17 protein-coding genes are annotated in these 19,423 nt (G+C 67.7%); 10 read left to right on the top strand and 7 right to left on the bottom strand.

From position 1 onward, the window contains the following. Positions 1–31: 31 nt before the first annotated feature. Positions 32–706, bottom strand: coding sequence for a hypothetical protein (locus WME90_RS35155; RefSeq protein WP_437276429.1), 675 nt, complete (start codon positions 704–706; stop codon positions 32–34). Here WME90_RS35155 and WME90_RS35150 point away from each other — a divergent pair. The 3 genes from WME90_RS35150 to WME90_RS35140 all read left to right on the top strand — a co-directional run bounded on the left by WME90_RS35150 (position 705) and on the right by WME90_RS35140 (position 2,786). Beyond that, positions 705–1,040, top strand: a complete 336-nt coding sequence (locus WME90_RS35150; RefSeq protein WP_437276428.1) for a transcriptional regulator — start codon at positions 705–707, stop codon at positions 1,038–1,040. The genes WME90_RS35155 and WME90_RS35150 overlap by 2 nt on opposite strands. Beyond that, complete coding sequence (locus tag WME90_RS35145; RefSeq protein WP_437276427.1) at positions 1,037–1,597, top strand: RNA polymerase sigma factor; 561 nt, start codon at positions 1,037–1,039, stop codon at positions 1,595–1,597. Before WME90_RS35150 ends, WME90_RS35145 begins: the two co-directional genes overlap by 4 nt. Before the next feature lie 382 nt (positions 1,598–1,979). Next, positions 1,980–2,786: a phage antirepressor N-terminal domain-containing protein gene (locus WME90_RS35140; protein WP_437276426.1), complete on the top strand. Its 807-nt coding sequence runs from the start codon at positions 1,980–1,982 to the stop codon at positions 2,784–2,786. Between the two features lie 69 nt (positions 2,787–2,855). Here WME90_RS35140 and WME90_RS35135 read toward each other — a convergent pair whose 3' ends face one another. From WME90_RS35135 to WME90_RS35125, 3 genes are all read right to left on the bottom strand, one after another. Then, complete coding sequence (locus tag WME90_RS35135; protein ID WP_437283612.1) at positions 2,856–3,926, bottom strand: IS1 family transposase; 1,071 nt, start codon at positions 3,924–3,926, stop codon at positions 2,856–2,858. A 410-nt stretch (positions 3,927–4,336) separates the two neighbouring features. Next, entirely contained in the window at positions 4,337–4,774 is a 438-nt protein-coding gene (locus tag WME90_RS35130; protein ID WP_437276425.1) for a hypothetical protein, read from the bottom strand. Between the two features lie 238 nt (positions 4,775–5,012). Then, a complete protein-coding gene (locus WME90_RS35125) occupies positions 5,013–6,104 on the bottom strand; it encodes an alpha/beta hydrolase family esterase (RefSeq protein WP_437276424.1) in 1,092 nt (363 codons plus the stop codon). 1,004 nt (positions 6,105–7,108) lie between these two features. Between WME90_RS35125 and WME90_RS35120 the strand changes: the two genes are divergently transcribed. After that, the gene (locus WME90_RS35120) at positions 7,109–7,294 is read left to right on the top strand and encodes a hypothetical protein (protein WP_437276423.1); all 186 of its coding nucleotides are present in this window, start codon (positions 7,109–7,111) and stop codon (positions 7,292–7,294) included. A gap of 119 nt (positions 7,295–7,413) precedes the next feature. Next, positions 7,414–9,792, top strand: coding sequence for a beta-L-arabinofuranosidase domain-containing protein (locus WME90_RS35115; RefSeq protein WP_437276422.1), 2,379 nt, complete (start codon positions 7,414–7,416; stop codon positions 9,790–9,792). A 531-nt stretch (positions 9,793–10,323) separates the two neighbouring features. On the opposite strand, the gene WME90_RS35110 is transcribed toward WME90_RS35115, so the two are convergent. Next, on the bottom strand, positions 10,324–11,232 hold the full coding sequence (locus WME90_RS35110; RefSeq protein ID WP_437276421.1) for an NmrA family NAD(P)-binding protein: 909 nt from the start codon (positions 11,230–11,232) through the stop codon (positions 10,324–10,326). A 131-nt stretch (positions 11,233–11,363) separates the two neighbouring features. Here WME90_RS35110 and WME90_RS35105 point away from each other — a divergent pair, with 131 nt between their 5' ends. From WME90_RS35105 to WME90_RS35090, 4 genes are all read left to right on the top strand, one after another. After that, positions 11,364–12,335, top strand: coding sequence for a LysR family transcriptional regulator (locus WME90_RS35105; RefSeq protein WP_437276420.1), 972 nt, complete (start codon positions 11,364–11,366; stop codon positions 12,333–12,335). Positions 12,336–12,785: 450 nt separating this feature from the next. Further along, complete coding sequence (locus tag WME90_RS35100) at positions 12,786–14,081, top strand: trypsin-like serine protease (RefSeq protein WP_437276419.1); 1,296 nt, start codon at positions 12,786–12,788, stop codon at positions 14,079–14,081. Between the two features lie 184 nt (positions 14,082–14,265). Continuing rightward, positions 14,266–15,378: an ABC transporter substrate-binding protein gene (locus tag WME90_RS35095; RefSeq protein ID WP_437276418.1), complete on the top strand. Its 1,113-nt coding sequence runs from the start codon at positions 14,266–14,268 to the stop codon at positions 15,376–15,378. Between the two features lie 299 nt (positions 15,379–15,677). After that, on the top strand, positions 15,678–16,421 hold the full coding sequence (locus WME90_RS35090) for a hypothetical protein (RefSeq protein WP_437276417.1): 744 nt from the start codon (positions 15,678–15,680) through the stop codon (positions 16,419–16,421). Positions 16,422–16,509: 88 nt separating this feature from the next. On the opposite strand, the gene WME90_RS35085 is transcribed toward WME90_RS35090, so the two are convergent. Together WME90_RS35085 and WME90_RS35080 are read right to left on the bottom strand one after the other, a co-directional pair. Next, the gene (locus tag WME90_RS35085; protein WP_437276416.1) at positions 16,510–17,589 is read right to left on the bottom strand and encodes a saccharopine dehydrogenase NADP-binding domain-containing protein; all 1,080 of its coding nucleotides are present in this window, start codon (positions 17,587–17,589) and stop codon (positions 16,510–16,512) included. Further along, positions 17,586–18,494: an SDR family oxidoreductase gene (locus WME90_RS35080; RefSeq protein ID WP_437276415.1), complete on the bottom strand. Its 909-nt coding sequence runs from the start codon at positions 18,492–18,494 to the stop codon at positions 17,586–17,588. The genes WME90_RS35085 and WME90_RS35080 overlap by 4 nt, the downstream gene beginning before the upstream one ends. 80 nt (positions 18,495–18,574) lie before the next feature. On the opposite strand from WME90_RS35080, the gene WME90_RS35075 reads away from it, so the two are divergent. Beyond that, positions 18,575–19,210: a TetR family transcriptional regulator gene (locus tag WME90_RS35075; RefSeq protein ID WP_437276414.1), complete on the top strand. Its 636-nt coding sequence runs from the start codon at positions 18,575–18,577 to the stop codon at positions 19,208–19,210. Positions 19,211–19,423: the final 213 nt, after the last annotated feature.

Genomic DNA, 19,423 nt, shown 5'->3' with positions numbered 1-19,423 from the left:
CACGAAAGCCCGGGGCAGTGTCCCGCCCGTATCAGGGCGTGGGCGCCGCGGTGAAGACGTAGCGCTCGCCCTCCGGCATTGTCGCGGTAACCTCGTGAAGCACGGTGTCGCGGAAGCGGAGCTCGAGCGCCACGGGCAGCTCGGGATGAGTCGCCGGTACAGGGCCGATCGTGAGGGTGGGCTCACGCCATGCCATCTCGCTCGCCCAAAAGGCGCCCAGATCGCCAAAGATGAGCGGCGAAGCGTTGACGCCCAGACTCAGCGCGTAGGAGCGATCGGTCGAGAACGCGTCGCCCGGTGCGCTGCTCGGATCCAGGGTCAAATCGTAGCTGCCTTGGTGTTCGCGCAACGCGGTTCCGAGGCGCTTGTCGTGCGCGAGCCACCGTTGCGAAGGATCGATCCGCAGCCACGCCGTCGGCCCGTACCACGATGAAACGCCGTGAAAGCGGCCCGCCATGCGATCGCCGGATTTTGCGACAAAAGTGTCCGCGGCATAGCGGTATTCGAGGGCCATGAACGCGAACTCGGCGCGCCCGTTCACGATGCGCCCGGTGAGCGGGGTAGTGGTCGCGTTTGACCCCTCCGCCTGATTGAGGTGGTCGCAGTTGGATTCAGGACCGTAGGCTCCGGCCGAAGTAGTGCAGCCCGCGGGTGTCTCACCACCCCGGGCTGCGTGGCCGAACCCCGATTCCGCGAGGTCCGACATGCTGACCGTAGTCCGTTCGCCTTCGGGCGAGCAAGGCGGAGGTGCGCCCGCGCGCCGCCGCCGAACCGCCTCCTGTCTCTCCCTCACCCCCACGCAGCGCAAGCGCCTCCGGGCGGCGCTGAAGAACCTGCGCGTCGCGTACGGGTCGTGGTCCTGCCTCGCCGAGGTCATGGGCGTCTCCGTCGCATGCCTTGAAGGCATCGCCCGCGGGCGTGACCACGGCTCGCCCGGGACCGCGCAGCGCGCCGCGAAGGCGGCAGGCATCACCGTGGAGCAGCTCCTCGGCGGGCTCGCTGCGGCCGACCGCTGCCCGACGTGCGGGAGGAGCGGGTGAAGCGCCCGCGGAAGGTGGCGAAGAGCCAGCCTGCCGCACGACACCCCAGGAAGAAGCCGACGATGGAGGCGATCCTCGCGGAGCGCGGCATCGTCCTGGCGACGCTCGCCGGCATCCCGCGACGCGACCGTCGCGACGTGGAGGCCGAGGTGTTGCTCAACGCCTGGAACGCCGTCCGCCGGGGGATGTACCGGCCCGACCCGCGGGACAAGCCGCGCGACGCGCTCCGCAAGTGGCTCCACGGCATCGCGTGGCGCCTCGCCTCGCACTACGTCCACAGCGCGTGGGCGCGCCGCGCCGTGCTCCATCCGTCGCCGCTCGGGTTGCTGCGCGAGCCCGTCGGCATCGACATGCACGCGCAGATGGAGGCGCGTGAGGTGCTCGACGCGATGGCCGAGCTCCCGGACTGGCAGCGGGACGCGCTCCTCTCCGTGGACGATCCCGAGAGCCTTGCCGCCTACGCCCGACGGCGCCGCATGAACCCGCACACAGCGGCGAGCCGGCTCCGCATCGCCCGCGAGGCGCTCGCCCTCAAGCTCCGCAGGTGGCGACGCTGAGCAGGCCCGAGAAGCGGCATGCGCCTCGCGCCCAAGCTTCCCGGATCGACCAGAAGCGAATGTTGCCAAGCATGACATCTACGTCATGCCTGGCGAAAAAATTTGCGCACCGGGCAAATGTATAGGATGACCTCGTCCGAGCCGGTTCTTCCGAACCGCGTCTCGCTGTGGTGCGCGATGGGCCCTCATGCCGATTCACGACATGGGTGTACAAAAGGAAAAACCCCAGGGCTGGCACCCCCAGGGTCTCCCCCGCCGCGTTACCGCAGCTCGACGGCACACCGCGCCGTCTACACAGGGCACGCCCTATCACAGGGCATTGCCTCGCGCAAGTGGTGTGCCGTCAGTTCACCGTCTCCATGTGGGACAAGGGAACCTGACGATGAGTCGACGAGGATCGAGTAGAGGCCGGAAAGGCGCTGAGAAGCGTCCGGCCGAGCTGATCAAGTTCAACTTCTACGGGGACGAGCTCGACGTATTCCAGGCTGGAACGTCGACGCTCGTGTCTATCCGGCGCATATGTGAAGCCATCGGGCTCGGATACTCGAGCCAGCTCCAGAAGCTGCGGGCTGACGAGTCGGTCTGCGTGACGATGATCGTCACGCAGATGCCGGGGGACGATCAGGCCCGCGAAATCGCATGCGTCGACGTGCGCTCCCTCCCGCTCTGGCTGGCTACCATCCACCCGAGCAAGGTCAGCCATCACATCAAGGACAAGCTCATAGCCTACAAGCGCGAGTGCGCCGAGGTGCTCGCCGACCACTTCCTTGGTCCACGCGGACCGAGGATCGATGAGCGCCTCAAGCGAGCCGAGGCTGAGTGTGAGACCCTCCGGGCTCGGCTCGATCTTTTCGAGTCGCATGGCTCTGGACTGATTGGCAAAGAACGCGCGAATCATCTAATCCTTGCGAACCTCCGCGCGGCGTCGCGGCGTGCCTGCATCACGACGGGCGATACATCTCAGACTACGTTCCAGCGCGAGTTCAAGAAGCGCGAAGATGAGCTCCGGAACCATGTAGGATTCCCGAGGGAGCTCGCGCACTCGTGGGGCAATTTGCCGATCACCAAATGCGGGGATGCCGCGCTCAAGGTGCTCGAAATATTGGAAGCTGATCGCCGCAGAGCAACGCCGGAGATCGATACGCAACTTGACCTCTTTGGGCCATCATATGATGCGCTGCGCGCATAATAGACAGTTGATGCACCGCCATAGAGACGCCTCACATGGTGCTGTGCTGTTCCTGCGCTCGGATCTACGCTAATCGAACAGGCTCAACTGGACCATCCTGCGCGGCCCTGGCGCGGGCGGGGGCTCTGACGGGGGCGGGGGATCAGGCTCCACCGCTGGCTTCGCGACTGGCAGCGGCGTGGCGGGCGGCGGCTCTGGTGCAGCAGGCGCCGCCGCCCCCGGCCCGCCCTTGACCAGCCGGAGCCACCCGGCTCCCGTCTTGACCTGCCGGACCGGCCCGGTCTGCGCGGGTAGGGTGAGCGCCTGCGGGACGGGCGGCGCGGCGGCAGGCTCCGCCAGCGCGGCCCGGATCAGATCCTCGACCGACCAGAGCTCCTCGACGAGCCCAGCAGCCATCCCCGGCGACACGCGCAGCGACGCGTGGATCCTCGTCAGGTTGTAGGCGCAGACCGAGAGCGCCACGGCGGCGCGGTGGCTCCGCTGCGTCTTGCTGAACGACAACGCAAGCCGGCGCTTGCGCCCGTTGATGTGCCGCGCCGTGAGGTGGTACCGCTCCACGCCGGAGGTGCTCATCCGTTTCGGATCGGGCGCGCCGAAGACAGCCGTCTTCCGGATGAAGTGCGCGTCGCGCGCCGGCTCGTACTTGTGGTCCGGGCTCTTGCTGTAACCGTACTGCTTGATGACCTGCGCGTAGTCGGCGCAGCCGCGGAACGACGCGTCCACGGCTGGGATGTACACGGAGAGGCCATCGCTCGTGAGCTGCGGGACGACGAGCACGCGGGCCCGCAGGTCGGCCAGGAACGCGTCGGTCGTCGCCTGGTCGCGCTTCCCCACGGCGAAGGAGATCACGAGCTTCGACCGCCTCGCGAACGCGGTGAAGGTGAAGACGTCGCCGTACTCCGCCGGGTCCTCGGCCGTCACGCGCTTGTCCTTCTTCGCGATGAAGGACCACTGCTCATCGAGCTCGATGTCGGGCTCGCACAGGCCCTGCACGAGGCGGTTGTGCAGGCGCGCGCAGCCCTCGCCGAGTTCCACGGCGAAGCGCAGGATGGTGCTCTTCGCGACGCCGGTCTGGCGTTCGACAGCACGCACGCTCGTCCCCTCGACCAACGCGGACGCGATGCGCACGCGGGTCTCCATCGGAAGCACGTTCGGCACGGCCCCTTGCCTCTCTCCGAACGGGGGCGCATGCTGCACATGCGACGTGCGCAGGGCGGCCCTACCGCTCGGCGTTCCGCAGCCTCCTTCCGGGGTCCAGCCGGAGGGAGGCGCCTTGCTCAGGACCTAAAATAGCATTGCAAGCCTATGTTTCCCGGCTTTTCTGCGAAGCTAGGACACGCGTTGTCATAGCCGCAGTGCTGGATCCATCGGCAAACGTAGGGCTTTCGCGTCGGTCAAGTGGAGCGAGCATTCAGCGTGACGCGGCTCGTCCTCGGGGCGGTCGGGAGCCATGGCGGGCGCCTGGGGATGGCGTGGCGGAGGGGTGCGATGCAGGGGGAGGCGAGGCGCTTACGGCGAAGTGGTCGCAGTTGGCGCGGGGTGGTCGCGTTTCAGGCAAACGCGACCACTACCGTGAGCGGCGTGCACGGCCCCAAGGGATGGGGCACCCCGTCGACCTCCAGCCCCGAGAAGCAACCCTTCCCGGACAACACGCTGTCGCGCTGCTCGATGTCCACGGCGACCGGGTCTTCAAACCCGAACATGGCCCACGTACCGCTGATGTCCAGCTCTGGTGTTGCGCCAGGGCCGGAGCCGCTGGAGCCGGACGCGCTGGAGCCGCCGGAGCCGGACGCGCCGGAACCAGAATGCCCAAAGCCGCTCTGGCTGGAGGCGCCCGCGCCCGAACCCGCGCTGCCGGCGTTATCGATCGCGCCGGCAGCGCCGTCGATGGGCGAGAGCTCAGTCACGCCGCAGCCGGCGAGCACCATCGCGCTCAGGGCCGTTGCCCACCGCGCACGAGAACCGCTCGATACAGCCGTCGAACGCATCACTCGAATCTATGCGTGATCCGTGCTCACGTCAAGGTGACCCGGTTCAGCGTTCCTCGCGACGCAATAACGGCCAGACATGACGAGCGGCATCGCTCAGTCGCGCCCGGAACCGGCCGCTGACGAGAACCGTTCTGCCAAAACGCGGTATCCCGATGTAGTAAAACCGTCCGACTGGATGTGGTGCGGTACCCTGTGAGCCTGCGGGGGCTATCACGACGCAGTCCTCGACTCGAAATCAGAATTGCGTGATGAATTTCCACGCCTCGGGGGCGTTCCAGCTCGTCGATTGCCCGGGGTCCTTCGGCTCCCAGCCGTGCGGGCCGTCGAACACGCAGTACTTGGTGGGGTGACCTGCGGAGCAGCCCTTGTACTCGGTACACGTGTGGGGCTGGCCAGCTGCCGGGAAGGTGGTCGCCGACGGCTCCTCCATGCAGCCGTTGACCTTCGCGAATTCGGCTTGTTTGACGCGACCGCTGGTCGGCTGGGGGGGGCCGCTGCTGTCACCGCTGGCTTGCGACGCGTAGTAGGCGATCGGCTTGGTCAACGTCGCCGTGCAGGAGCCCGTGAGATCTGCCCCCGAAAAGAAGGCGACGCCTCGGAACACGTCCGCGCGGGTGCAGGCGAGAGCCAACGACATCGCTCCCCCGAAGCTGAAGCCGGTGGCGAAGATCCGAGTTTTGTCGATGCAGAGATCTCCCTCGAGCTCCTCCAGGATCGCGTCCGTCAGCTCCACGTCCGACTTGCTCCAGGAACCGGCGCCGTTCGCGGCGTCCGGCGCGACGAAGATGGTGGTAGCTCCAGTGTCGAGCGTCGCCATCGTGAAGTAGTTCCGGTTCGCCACCGACATGGCGGAGGAGCCGGACTCCGCGAAGGCGAACACGAGCCGATACGGCTTGTCCTTGTCGTAATCGCTCGGCACGCGAAGGATGTACTTGCGAGAGGCGCCGCCGAACGAGATGTCGATCGTGCCGTTTTGCAGAGTCTTCGCTTTGCCGCAGCCAGCGCTCTTGACCGCGTCCGTCCCGGTCGCGCCGCCTGCGCTGCCGTCGCTGCCGCCCGCGCCGCCGCTGGCACCGCCGGAATCGGAGCCACCCGACGCGTCGCCGGCGCCGCCTGCGGCCGCTCCGCCCGCACCCGCGGAGCCGGGCTGGCCACCGCCCGGGGTGCTGCCCGTGCTCGCGGCGTTACCACCGGCGCCCGCCTGCGCTTGGCCGCCCGCGCCTGCGACCCCCGGTTCTTCCGACGGAGGGGTGCTGTTCGACGAACAAGCAACACCCGAGAGTGAGAACAGGGCGAGGACCAGGGAGAAGCAACGGGCGCTTGTCATCGGTAACTCCGCGCGCGCGAAGGGCGCGACTGGGACTCGAACCTAGCTGACGGCCTCCCGACCAGCAATGGATTGAGGCGCAGGTTCAGTTGTGAAGCAACAGCTCAAAATTGGCGCGTCACCATACCGGTCGCGACCGTATCGTTCGGCGCGTAGGTAAAAGAAGCCGGGCGCGTAGGTAAAAGAAGTCGGAGCGCGTGGGCAAATCAAGCCGGATCGCAGCGTGAGGAAGCATAGCGCAGCAAACCGAAAGGGTGGGATCGCGAGCGTCGTGATGGCTCGGCCGGGCCTCCGCCGCTGCTCCTGCCTCAGCATGACGACCTGTTCCTGGACAGCGCCGAAGCAGCGCCTCGGAGACAAATGTGAACGTTCACAAATCGATTGTCAATTCGAAACGACCGCCGGCGACCGCCCTCGCGCTCCGAGGGCAGACAGGTCTCCTCCCGGAGCGCCGCGTCGAGACGGACGGGCATCGGGCCGCGGTCACGCAGGCGCTGCAGCGCCGCCACACCGGTGCGCGGCGGCGCGACCTCGAGCTGGCGATGCGGTCGCCGCGCGCCGCGCCGCGCGCCAGCCGCCGATGCGCCGATCGGCTTCGAGCTCGTCGATGGGGCCGGCGATGATTGCGGTAGGGCGCCCGCCAGCCTCCTGATCCCTCGGGATCGAGGCACTTACAGACCCGTCGTTTGGCGTTGACGGTAGCCATGTGATCGTTCACATTCCCGCCGAAGCGTATCCCTGTTGCTGCGACTTGCTCGGGTCGCCATGCGTACCGAGGCATTCGTCGTCTGATCGATTTTTTGCACCAGCTCTGTTCGCTCGGTCGTCGCGGAAGCGATCGCTGAACGATGGGGATTGGCATCGGGCCGAGGGGGCTCCACCAGAGAACACGGCATACCGCGCTTGTTCGGCGGCTGTCGTGACATCTCGAGTGCTGTTCACCGGAGATGATTCTTCAAAGATCCGGCTGTGCTGGCGACGTGGCCGGATCACGACGCCTCGCGGTGTCTGTCTCGTTCTGCGCGATGACGGGGCACCTGACCCATCGGTTTTCTCTGCCCCCGTTCCTGGTGACGCTCGCGGGCACGTTCTTCGCCCGCGGCGCGGCGTTCTTCGTCAGCACGCAGCCCATCGGCATCGATCACATGGTTGATTCACCAACCCCTAAGAGCGGTCTGAGCAGCGCTTGAACTCGATGGTGCGACGGCTGCTGAGTGCACAAAGAGGAGACCTCGTCGCTGTGTGGCGCGGCGTAGTCTCGTTTTGAGCTCCCTGGGTACAACGCATCCGAGATCTGAAAGGAGCTATCATGAGCAAGAGAATCCTGCAGTGCCGGCGCTCGCTCTCGGGCGCCACCGCGTTGACTGTTTCGCTCCTGTTTGGAGCCCTCGCTCCAGGGGTGGCGTCCGCCGCGGACCCCGTCGAGAAGCTGCAGGAGTTCGAGCTGGACGAGGTGAGCGTGACCGACGCGTACTACCAGAACATCTCTTCGAAAGAGATCGCGTACATCATGAGCCTCGACCCCAACCGACTTCTGGCGGGCTTCAAGGCGGTGTCGCAGGGAAAGGATCCTGGGAATTCGCCCGGCCTCACTCTCTACGGCGGGTGGGAGGGTGGCTGGAGCCTTCTGCGCGGGCACACGATAGGCCACTACATGTCCGCCATGGCGCAAGCGTACAAACAGCTCAACGGCTCCGACGCGGAGCAAAGCGCCGCCATCGCGCAGAAGATCGACTACACGATCAGCCAATTGAAATCATTTCAAGGCGCGAGTCCCAAAGGATACCTGTTCGCGTCGCCGGAGACGCACTTCGACGTCGTCGAGGGGAAGGCCAGCGGCTCCAGCTGGGCGCCATGGTACACGATGCACAAGATCATCGCGGGCCTCATCGACGTCTACAAGTTCGAAGGAAATGCGACAGCCCTCGAAATCGCGAGCAAGCTGGGGGACTGGACGTACAATCGCAGCTCAACGTGGAACGCGGACCTTCGAAGGAAGGTTCTGGGCGTCGAGTACGGCGGCATGAACGACTGCCTGTACGATCTGTACAGGCTGACGAACAACGCCAATCACCTGGCGGCAGCCCACATCTTCGACGAGGACTCGCTCTTCACTCCGATTTCTCAGGGCAACAACATCCTTCCAGGCAAGCACGCCAATACGCAGATCCCCAAGTTCATCGGCGCCCTGAACCGGTATCGGACGCTGGGCGAAGCGGAGAACTTCTACTACTCCGCGGCAGAGAAGTTCTGGACCATCGTGCTGAGGGATCACACCTATGTCACCGGTGGGAATAGCCAGCTTGAGCACTTTCACGAGCCCGGGAAGCTGGACGCGCAACGGGACAATGTGAACAACGAGACGTGCAACGCGTACAACATGCTGAAGCTCTCGAGAGGGCTCTTCAAAGCCACGGGGGACGTCAAGTACGCCGACTACTACGAGCAGACCCATCTCAACGAAATCATGTCTGCCGTCAATCCGACGAACGGAATGACGACCTACTTCAAGCCGATGGGAACAGGGTACTTCAAGGTGTTCGGCAAACCGGAGGACACTTTCTGGTGCTGCAACGGAACCGGCATGGAGAACTACACCAAGCTCAATGACAGCTTGTACTTCCATGACGACACGGATCTGTACGTCAACATGTTCCTCAGCTCGACGTTGACCTGGTCCGCGCGGGGCCTGTCGTTGAAACAGACCTCGAATTTCCCGCTCTCCGACAAGGCGGTTTTCGAGATTACCGCTGCCCCGGCCGATGCGGTCACGATCAACTTCAGAAAGCCCTCCTGGGTTGCTCGGTGCCAGCCCGTGACGATCACGGTCAACGGTCAGGCATGCGACGCGACGGAGGCGAACGGCTACCTCACGGTAGGTCGCACCTGGAAGCCCGGAGACAAGGTGGAGCTCACGCTGCCAATGGAGGTGAAGGTGTCGAGGCTCCCCGACAACCCCAACGCGGTGGCGTTCGTCTACGGACCGGTCGTCTTGAGCGCCGGCCTCGGGACGGAGAGGATGCTGTCGGAGCCCCAGTGGGCATCCGAGAAGGCTACCATTCCCGCTGGTGTCACCATCAAAGACACCATCGGTATCAACAACGGCATCACGATCAACGAGTGGATCGCCGACATCGAGAACAACTTGGTTCAAACCCCGGGCAAGGCGGAATTCACGCTGCGGAACACAGATTCCAATAGCACGTTGACGTTCACTCCGCACTATCAGCGGTACGCAGACAGGTACGGCATCTACTTCCGTCTCACGGGGACGGCGGGCGAAAACATCCCGGACGCCGGCGAATGCTCGCCCCCTCCTGGAGCTGGCACGCTGTGCGATAGCGTCTCGTCTTCGGATAGCGTCGGATCGGCTGGCAGCGGTTCGACCGCCAGCAGCTCGACCGCCAGCAGCTCGACCGGCAGCGGCTCGACCGGCAGCGGCTCGATCGGCAGCGGCTCGGCCGGCAGCGGTGCGGCTGGCGGCGCGTCCGAGGGCAGCTCCGGTGGATCGGGGGGCGCGGATGGTGGCACCACGGACCAGGGCAGTTCGGGTTGTTCCTGCAGTGTCGGTCGTGATTCGTCGGAACGCTGGCACTTCGCCGCGCTGCTCGGCCTTGGCCTGGTCGCGTGGCGCCGGGGGAGACGTCGTGAGGCGCCGCAGGGGTCGCGGAGCTTTGGTGCGCGATAAACCTCCACATCTGGCTGCGCCGCGGCGAGAGCCGCATGTGGGGCCTCGGGCGCCTGAGGGGCAGTCAGCTTGGTCTCGCCTTGTTCACCGGGACGGTGGCTGTCGAATAGATCATGAGGGCGCGTAGGTAAAAGAAGCCGGATCGCAGCGCGAAGAAGTGTAGCGCAGCAATCCGAAAGGGTGGGGCCGCGAGCGTCGTGATGGCTCGGTCCCGGGTCGAAAGAGCGTGGTCCGGGCGGCGCCGCGCGCGCTACGGGGCACATCGGCGTGCCGTGGGTACACGTGTCCGTCCGGACGTTGGTCTCGCCCGGGAGGCGCGTCGCGAGACGCTATGCGGCGTCACCGGGCGCCTTGCGGCGCAGAACGTTCTTGTCCGTATGCAGGCCGAGCACCCAGTCCAGTCAGGCGTTGACGTCGGATTTCCAGCTGCCGTCGGCGTTCTTGCAGCTTTGCCACTCCGCGCTCGGGTACGGTGTGGTGGACTCCCGGTCTGGGGATTGTGATTCTCAGGCAGCCGACCTGATGGACGTGTCAGGGCATCATGTGCACGCGCGCCCAGTCGGCGAACGTCGTGAAGCCGCCGGGCACGAGCGCGTTCGCGGCAGCGATGTGCGCCTCGTGCTGCGGGCCGAAGTAGGTGTGCTCCGCGAAGTACTCGAACATCTCGCGCATCTCGCGCGCGCCGGGATAGAAGCCGTCGTAGACCTCCGCCGGCACCTGCGCCGCCTCCACGCGGTGCCCGCGCGCATTGAGGGTGCTGGCGAAATCGTCCCACGAATAGGCGCCGCCAGTCACGGCGAGCACGCTCCCATCCGGCGACCTGTCCCCCGCGCCGAACGCGGCGGCGACGGCCCGCCCCACGTCGGCGGGATCGCCGGCATGGATGACGCGCAACGCGGGATTCATCGGCACCGCCCAGCCGCGCCGGCCGCTCGGGAGCGGCTGCGGCGCCATTGCCGAGAGGAAGTTCTGGAAATAGAAGGGCGCCTGTACGAACGTGTGGCGCGCGAAGCCGGCGCTCCGGACCACGTCGTCGACCCGGGCCTTGCCCGTGAAATGCGCCACGTTGTAGCGCCCGCCGCTCACCCTGGCGACGTCCGGCAACGTGGACCAGACGAGGTGCTCGACCCCGGCCGCCCGCGCCGCCCTCACGGCTGCGGCGCCGATCTCGGTCTCGCGCGCCCCCTGGCTCGGGTCCCAGAAGTTGGTGACGACGAAGGCGCCGTGCGCGCCCTCGAGCGCAGGGACGAGGCTCTCGGGATCGAGCAAGTCCGCCTTGACGAGCTCGACGCCGCGCGCGGCGAGCGCTCGCGCCGCGTCGCTCGCGGGGTTGCGGCTCGCCACCCGCACCGTGAAATCGCCCCGGGCGAGCAGCGCGTTCACAACGCCGCCGCCCTGAGCGCCCGTGCCACCGATCACGCCGATCAACTTCCTTGCCATGGTCGTCTCCTCGAGAGGCATCACGTCAGCTCGCGCTCTCCGCGAGCAACGAGCGCCGCTCTCATGGGAAGACCGTACGGCGCCGCAGACCTTCGTGGAAGTTGATGCTCGACAGGTCTATGCTTCACGGCGTGAATGTCTCCGCGTTCGATCTCAACCACGCGCGCGCCCTCCATTTTCTGCTCGAGGAGGCCCACGTCGCTCGCGCCGCGCGGAAGCTGGGGATCACGCCGGCAGCGGCGAGCAACGCGTTACGTCGGCTTCGCGACGACTTCGACGATCCCCTGCTGGTTCGGGCGGGACGAGCGCTCGTGAGGACGCCGCGGGCCGAGGCATTGAGGGGCCCGGCGCGCGAGGTCCTGGCCGCGGCGGAGCGCCTCTTCGACGCGGGCGCTTCGTTTGATCCTGGCACGTACGACGGAGAGCTCACCGTCACCACATCGGACAGGGTGGCCGAGGTCCTCCTGCCGACGCTCGACCGGCTCCTCGCCGAGCGCGCGCCCAGAGCGAGCCTGTCCGTGCGGACGGTCACGGTCGAGGTCGAGGCGTTCTTGCGAGATCACGGCGGGATTGCCGTCATCCCGGGCATGTCGCGCGCGCGGGGCCTGTGCGCCGAGGAGCTCTTCGCCGACGACTTCGTCTGTGTGCTCCGGAAGGGGCACCCGCTCGCGAAGGGCCCCTGGACGGCGCGTCGCTTCGCGGGGGCCGAGCACGTCATGGTCGCGCCGCTCGCCGCCTCCCGCCGGGGCGTGGTGGACGATCGGCTCGCCGAGCAGGGCCTCACCCGGCGCGTGACCCGCGTCGTGACCACGTTTGCGCTCGCGGTCCCGCTCCTCGTCGCGTCCGACCGGATCGCGATCCTCCCCCGGAGCTTCGCGCTCGCGCGCGCCAAGGAGCTCGGGCTCGTCGTGCGCGCGGCGCCGCTCGAGCTGCCAGCCATCGATATGCAGATGGTCTGGTACCCCGGACACGAGCGAGATCCGGGGCACGTCTGGTTTCGACGGCTCCTGAGGGACGCGGCGCGCGCATCCGGCCTCCGGCCGCTGCAGATCCGGGCGAGAGCAGCCGGCGAGAGCGGCTTGAGGCGAGAGGCGCCGAGATGAGCGAGAGGGCTCGTCAGCGACGCCGGAATCGCCCAACTCCAGTAGATGCCGATGGCCAGGCCGTGGACGGCGCTGACCGAGTCGGCGGGCCCATCATAAAAATACAATTCAATGCGAACAGCGGGATGCCGCCTCGTTCCACGCCTCGAACGCGGCCGTTCCAGATCGCCGCCTGGCGCCGCTCCGGGTAGCGCAGCATACTCTGGACGTGATTCTTGAGCGTCGCGGGCGGATTTTGTACGCCCGCCTCCGGGCCTGCCGCTCCGGCTGTCCCTTCACCGGTCTCGGCCCGGTGCCCCCATGGGCCTGCTCGTAGACGCCGTCGCCGAGCCTGGCACGCCGCAATCACAGGCCCCGTCACTTTGATTGCTGACGAACGCTGGCTCCTGGCAGAGGCGGACTCCGTCGGCGCGGGCGATCGTCTGAACAGAATCATGATGTGGAGGCAGAATGAAGAAGAGAGAACTTGGTTATCAGCTTGGCCTCGCGGTGTGCGCGGGCGCCGCGCTCGGCCTCTCCGCGGGCTGCTCGATTGAAGGCGCGTCGGACGAGCCGCTCGAGGCGCTCGAGTCGCACTCGTCCGCGATCGTCGGCGGCGAGCTCGCCGAGGCGAGCCCCTGGGCCGTCCAGGTCTTCGACGTGCGCGGGAGCACCGGCGACTTCTTCCAGTGCACCGGCACCCTCGTCGCGGCGCGCTGGGTGCTCACCGCGCAGCACTGCATCGCGGACGAGGGCGAGACGTCGGCCGTGCGCGTCGGCAGCAACACGTACCGCGAGGGCCGGCGCATCGCGGTCGACGCCGTCGAGGTGCCCTCGGCCGTCGCCGACATCGCGCTGCTCCACCTGACCGAGGCCGCTGATGGACCGTTCGTCCAGCTGGCCCAGGCGACGTCGGTCGCGATCGGCAGGGACGCGACGGCCTACGGCTGGGGGAGCGAGGGCACGCCGCTGGTGATGGCGCCGTCGCTCAAGAAGGCGATCGTCCACATCGACAGCTGGTACTCCGACGAGGAGCTCCTGGCGACGGGCGTGACGGGCTCGGGCTGGAGCGGCGACTCCGGCGGCCCGTGGTTCGTCGACGGGCGTCAAGTCGCCGTGTTCTCGGCCTCGAACGGGCAGGACGGCACGAACCTGCACGCGAGGCAGCTCGGCGTCGACGTCGCGCGCCACCGCGCTTGGATCGACGCAACGATCGCCGGCGGCCCCACCGTCCACCCCAGCGGCCAGGTGGTGCTCCACGATCTCTCGAACTTCTCCGGCATCTCGCAGGGCTTCGGGATCGGCCGTTACGACCTCCCGAACACGACGATCATGGGAGACAACCGCGCGAGCGCCATCCGGGTCCCCGCGGGGCTCCGGGTCACGGCCTTCATGCACAACAACTTCGGGGGCGAGGCGCGCGTCTTCACCTCGGACACGGATCTCGTGGCCGCGGGCTTCAGCGACACGATCTCGAGCATCATCGTCTCGCACGCCTCGGACCCGCAGCTGGACGTGGTCACCTTCTACGAGCACGCCAACTTCTCGGGCGCTTCGGTCGTGTACGGCCTCGGCTCCTCCCACTTTTTAAGCACCCCATGGGACCAGAGGGCCAGCTCCGTCCGCGTCCCCGCCGGCTTCAAGCTGACGCTCTACAACGGGCTCTGGCGATACTCGGCCGAGTCGCGTGTCCTCACGACAGACGCGAACCTCGCCCCCCAGAACTTCGACGACAAGACCCGCAGCTTCCTCATCGAGCGCTTGTAGGAGCGAGCGCGCGGGGCGGCCAGCGCTCCGGGTCACCGCTGGAGATGGCGGGTGGGCGCGACGTCCGGCATGGCCACCCAGGTGCGCCCGCCTCGGCGAAATGGGATGGACGTGTACTATCGGGCCTTGCTACTCTGCGTTCCGAGCACAGTGTAACGAGTCGTTACATGGGTGACGCCAGCGCATGAATACGCCACTTTCGCCACCTGGAGCGGAGCGGACTGACGGATCACCCGTCCAGATCGGCGCGCTCGTTCCGCTGACTCGGCCCGGCTGGGTCGAGGCAGGCCGGCACTTGCTCGCTGGACTCGAGCTGGCCGTTCGCGAGGTCAATGACGCCGGCGGGATCGCCGGAAGACCACTCGAGCTGGTGGTCCGAGACACCGCGGCGGATCCACAGCGGGCCGCGGCGGCCGTCGATGAGCTGGCTCGCCTGGGCGTGGCTGCCTTGGCGGGGGAGTATCACAGCGTCGTCGCTCGCGCCGCTGCCGGCAGGGCCGACGCCCTCGGACTGCCGTTCCTCTGCTCGTCAGCGGTCCTCGACGCGCTCACCGAGCAGCCAGCGGAATGGGTCGCGCGCCTCGCCCCGGCGCAGTCCCACGGCTGGCGGATCTACGCGAGCTTCCTCCTCAGCGCGGGCCACAGGCGCATCGCCGTGGCAGCCGACTCGAGCGTCTACTGGGCGTCTGGGGCCCGCATTCTGCGGGACTACCTCGCTCCACGCGGCGGCACACTCATCGAGCTCGACATGCGCGCGCTCGCCCCCGAGGCCGTGTGCGACGAGCTCGTCGAAAGTCGCGCGACAGCCCTCCTTCTCCTGGTCGGCTACCCGGAGCCGGCGGTGTCGATCGTCAAGTCTGTCCGCCGCGACCCGCGCCTCGCCGAGATCATGATTGGTGCTCCGGCCGGGCAACCGGAGTTCGCCGAATGGGCGACGTTGCTGGGCGGCGACAGCGCCGCCATCCCGTTCTTGCGCTACCTGCCCGAGCGCCTCAGCCCACTCGGTGCCCGAGTCGAGGCGGCACTGCGCGAGCGGCTGGCCGAAGCGCCCTCCTTCGTCGCCTTCGAGGGCTACGACACGGTCGCCGTCCTCGCCGAAGTGCTGCGTTCTCACGGCGCGGACCGGGCGCGCACTGCAGAATCCTGGGCGCGCGTCGCAGTCGAAGGCACCCGCGGGCAGATCCGGTTCTCCCGCACGCCAGGCATCAGCGTCTGGCAGTGGGCTTGGCCGCCAGTCCAAGTCGTTGAACGAGATCCGGCGGAACCCGATCGCTTTCGGATCCTTCACGCCGGCTGAGAGAGCACGTAGGTCGGTGAAGCTCGCCTGTCGGCGCTGCAGGCAGGCTCACCGGCAGGTAGAGCGGCCTCGCCGGCCCAGAGCGGTCGCCGCTCGCCGCTCGCCGCCCGCGCGCGAGGAGCGGCAATACGAGCTCGTGATCCAGCAGGGGTTCCCGTTCGGCGCCACGCTCTTCGAGCATCACCAAAGCAGGGCGTTCAGGGTGCTGATCTCGGTTGAGCACGCCCCAGCGGTGCGGCGCCTTCTGCCCCGGGCGTACGGATCCGTTCTTGCAGCTCATGACCGTCGGGGGATGGAACATGAAGGTTCTTCTCATGATGCTCGTCACGCTGGGCTCGATGCTGCTCAGCTCGCTTGCCTCGGCAGAATCGCTGGATCAGGATTTCTACTGCGCCGATCGGGCACCGGGGCATCGCAAAGGGTATATCCTCCACTTCTCTCCCGATGGCGCGTTCGACATCCGGGTCGAGGGCCGGGCGGCCCTGCGGCGCGGGAAGTATTCATTCACGGGTGATCGCCTGAGCCTGTCGCTCCCCTCGTCGACTCCATCGATGGCCCCCTGGGCAGAGAGCTCGGAGGCGGTGGAGGTGCGCTGGGGGAACCCGATCACCTTCCGGACCCCACGGTTATCGTGCCACACGGTCGGGCACCGCTCCGGCCCGGAGATCACCGGCCTCGTCATCCAATGTCCGACCGTGGGTGGGTCCACTCCTGGTGTCTGGGTGCCGGGCGGCACCATGTACTCAGGCCTAATCGAAGACAACACCTTCAGGTTCTACGAAAATCACCACGTCCGGCGCTTCCGCACGTCGTACGGATCGGTCTCGGCGCCGGGTTCCAGCTATTCTAACGAGCAGTCCGAGACGACGACGGGGATCTACTTCATCCAGGGGGACAAGATTTACATGGCCTTTGGAAGGCAGGAGGAAAAGGGCGAGCGCTTCCTGGCCGGCACGATCAACGCCGACAAGAGCATCACCTTCGGCGTGCTCGGGCGCAGGTGGGACGAGCACAGCGCGCTCGAGCGCGCGACCTGCAAGTGATCCTCCCCGCGGAACAGTCCCGCCAGAGACAGGTGAGGGGCCTCCGCATTCACGGCGCGAAGGGCTGAAGGGGACCCCGCGAGCGCTCTCAGGTCGCTGCTCGGTCGAGCACAAACTGTCCACCTGCCGCCTCGGCGAGCTCCGGTCCGAAGAGCGCACCGGGCGTGTAAGCGCCCGGTCGACTCCCGCCGCTGGCAAGACGGGCAGCGACCTCGGACGCCACCTTGACCGTGAACACCATGCCGTCGCTCGTCCGCAGCCACCCCTCCCGGATGTCGCCGTCGGGCCACTGCACCCGCGCACGCGCCCAGGAAAACTCACTCTTCTTCGCGGGCGGATCGAGGCGAAGACGGGCGAGCCGATCTTGCAAAACGTCGCGCAGCACCCTCCACGTCACGAGCTTGGCGAGCGCCGACACCACGACGCGAGCCATCGGCCTTGTCGGTGCCTCGCTCGAAGCGGCGACCACGAAGGGCGCTCCGCTGGCGCGCTGGGCGGCCTCCAGTTCGCCGGACGGGGCGGCGCCGGTCACGGCCGTCGAGCCATCGGGCATCGTGAGGTGTTCAGCGTCGCCACCAATGCTCGCGCGCACCAGCTGGCCATCCTCGTAGCGGCGTCCACCCGTGGCGAAACCCTCCACAACGGTCGCGGCCACGGTGGGGCCGATGATGTCGGAGCCGTCGATCCGCGGCACGGTGTCGACTCTCACCCGCGCCGCCGGAGGCTTTCCCTCGCACACCTTCATCACGACGCTCTCGGCCGCGAGCAGGCCAAAGCCTGCGCCGGTCACCAGGCACTGACCGGTAGCGACCGCCTTGTCGTGCAGCCCGAGCAGCGCCGTGATGGCGAAGAGCTCGTTCGCGATGTCGACGTAATGCGTGCCTTGCGGGCACGCGCGCACGATCGGCAGCGCCGTCTCCAGGAACGGGCCGATCGCGTTGAGCACGACGGCGGGACGGCTCTGCGCGATCTCGGCGGCGATGGCCTCGACCGATCCGGCGACCACGATCCGCGGCTCGCCGCCGATGGTCCCGGCAAGCTCGAGCAGGCGCGCGCGGTCACGCCCCAAAAGGACGAGCTTGAACCCTCTGGCCGAAAGGTCGACGGCGACCCCGCGGCCGATTCGGCCCGCGGCCCCCAGGATCCAGATCTCCTTCGTCGCGCTCACGCCCCCTCCGATCGCGTGACCTTCGCGAAGTAATGCTCGCTGTCGATGTCGGCGAGGAGCCCAGGCCCGACGGGACTCCAGCCGAGCTGATCGCGCGTGAGCGCGCTCGACGAGGGCGCGTCGAGGGCGATGAGCCTCGCCATGAACCCGAAGTGGTCGCCCGCCTCGCCCGGCGACTTCGCGACGACCGGCACGCCCAGCCGACGACCGATGACGCTCGCGATGTCGCGTGTCGGCACGCCCTCGTCCGCGACGGCGTGGAGCCTCGTGCCCGCCGGCGCGCGCTCGAGCGCGCGCCGAAAGAGCTGGGCCGCATCGAGCCGATGCACGGCGGGCCAGCGGTTCGCGCCATCTCCGATGTACGCGGCGACGCCCTTCTCGCGCGCGATGGCGATGAGATGCGGCACGAAGCCGTGATCGCCCTTGCCGTGGACCGACGGCGGGAGCCGCACGATCGACGTGCGGACGCCGCGCGCGGCCAGCGCGAGCATGACCTCCTCCGAGCGGCCGCGCGGCCAGCCGGCGGGCGCCGCGTCGGTCTCGAGGACGGGGCGGCCCGGCGCGAGGCCCAGCAGGCCCGAGGCGATGACGAGGGGCCGATGGGAGCCCGCGAGCGCGGCGCCGAGGGTCTCGATCGCGCGCGTGTCGGCCTGAGCCGCGGCCTGGTACTGCGAAAAGTCGTGGATGAACGCCAGGTGAATCACCCCGTCCGACCTCGCCGCGCCGGCGCGCAGGCTGTCGAGATCGTCTAACGAGCCGCGCTGCACCTCGGCCCCGGCGGTCGCGAGGGCGCGCGCCGAGTCCTCCGAGCGAGCGAGCCCGATGACCTGATGACCCGCGCCGAGGAGCTCGGGGACGACGGCAGAGCCGATGAAGCCGGACGCACCCGTAACGAACACGCGCATGGGAAGCCTCCTGATGTCAGTTTCTGACATCACCGTGTACCACGTGATGTCAGTCCCTGCAATCGGTTAAGATGGGGCGCATGAGCCGATGGGAACCCAACGCGCGCGAGCGGCTTCAGCGGGCTGCGATGGAGCTCTTCCAGGAGCGCGGGTACAGCCGGACGACGGTGGAGGAGATCGCCGCGCGGGCGGGGCTCACGGAGAGGACCTTCTTCCGCTACTTCGCCGACAAGCGCGAGGTCCTGTTCTCGGGCGCGGGTGACCTGCAGGAGCTCATGAGGGCCGCCGTCGCCGCTGCTCCCGAGGGGGCCGCGCCGCTCGCCGCGGTCGCCGCCGCGCTCGAGGCCGTCGCGGCCGTGATCCCGGCGAGCCGTGAGCACGCCAGGGCACGCCGGAACGTCATCGCCGCGAACGCTGAGCTTCAAGAGCGCGAGCGGATGAAGCTCACATCCCTCGGCTCGGCCGTCGCCGACGCGCTGCGCGGGCGTGGCGTCGCCGAGCCCGCGGCGAGCCTGACGGCCGAGGCAGGGATTGCCGTCTTCAAGATCGCGTTCGAGTGTTGGATCGAGGACACCGAGCTGCGAGACCTGGCGCAGCACATCCGAGCGTCGCTCGACGAGCTCAAAACCGTCGTCACGGGCGCTACGTCTTCGACTTCGCGCACCACGGAGGCGCCGCGACCCAGACAGCCAAGGAGCCGCCGTACTTCGGAGTGAAGAGCGCTTCGCTGGGCCGCCATCCTGGTTCCGCCTCGCGGGCGCGGGGACGAGCTGCGGGAGCGCGACGCCCCGGTGAAAACGTCTCCTCGAAGATCATGTAAGGAGCCTTGTTGAACGCCTCCTCTGCGGCGTGGAAGCCGTTTCGCCGACTGTCGCGTGACGGACAACGCCGAACGCATTGACGAACCGGGCGAGGGACTGCACGATGCC

The sequence above is a fragment of the Sorangium sp. So ce375 genome (assembly GCF_051473855.1).
Lineage (GTDB): Bacteria > Myxococcota_A > Polyangia > Polyangiales > Polyangiaceae > Sorangium.
The sequence above is the reverse complement of the archived record's forward strand: the minus strand, read 5'-3'. Positions and strand labels throughout refer to the sequence as shown.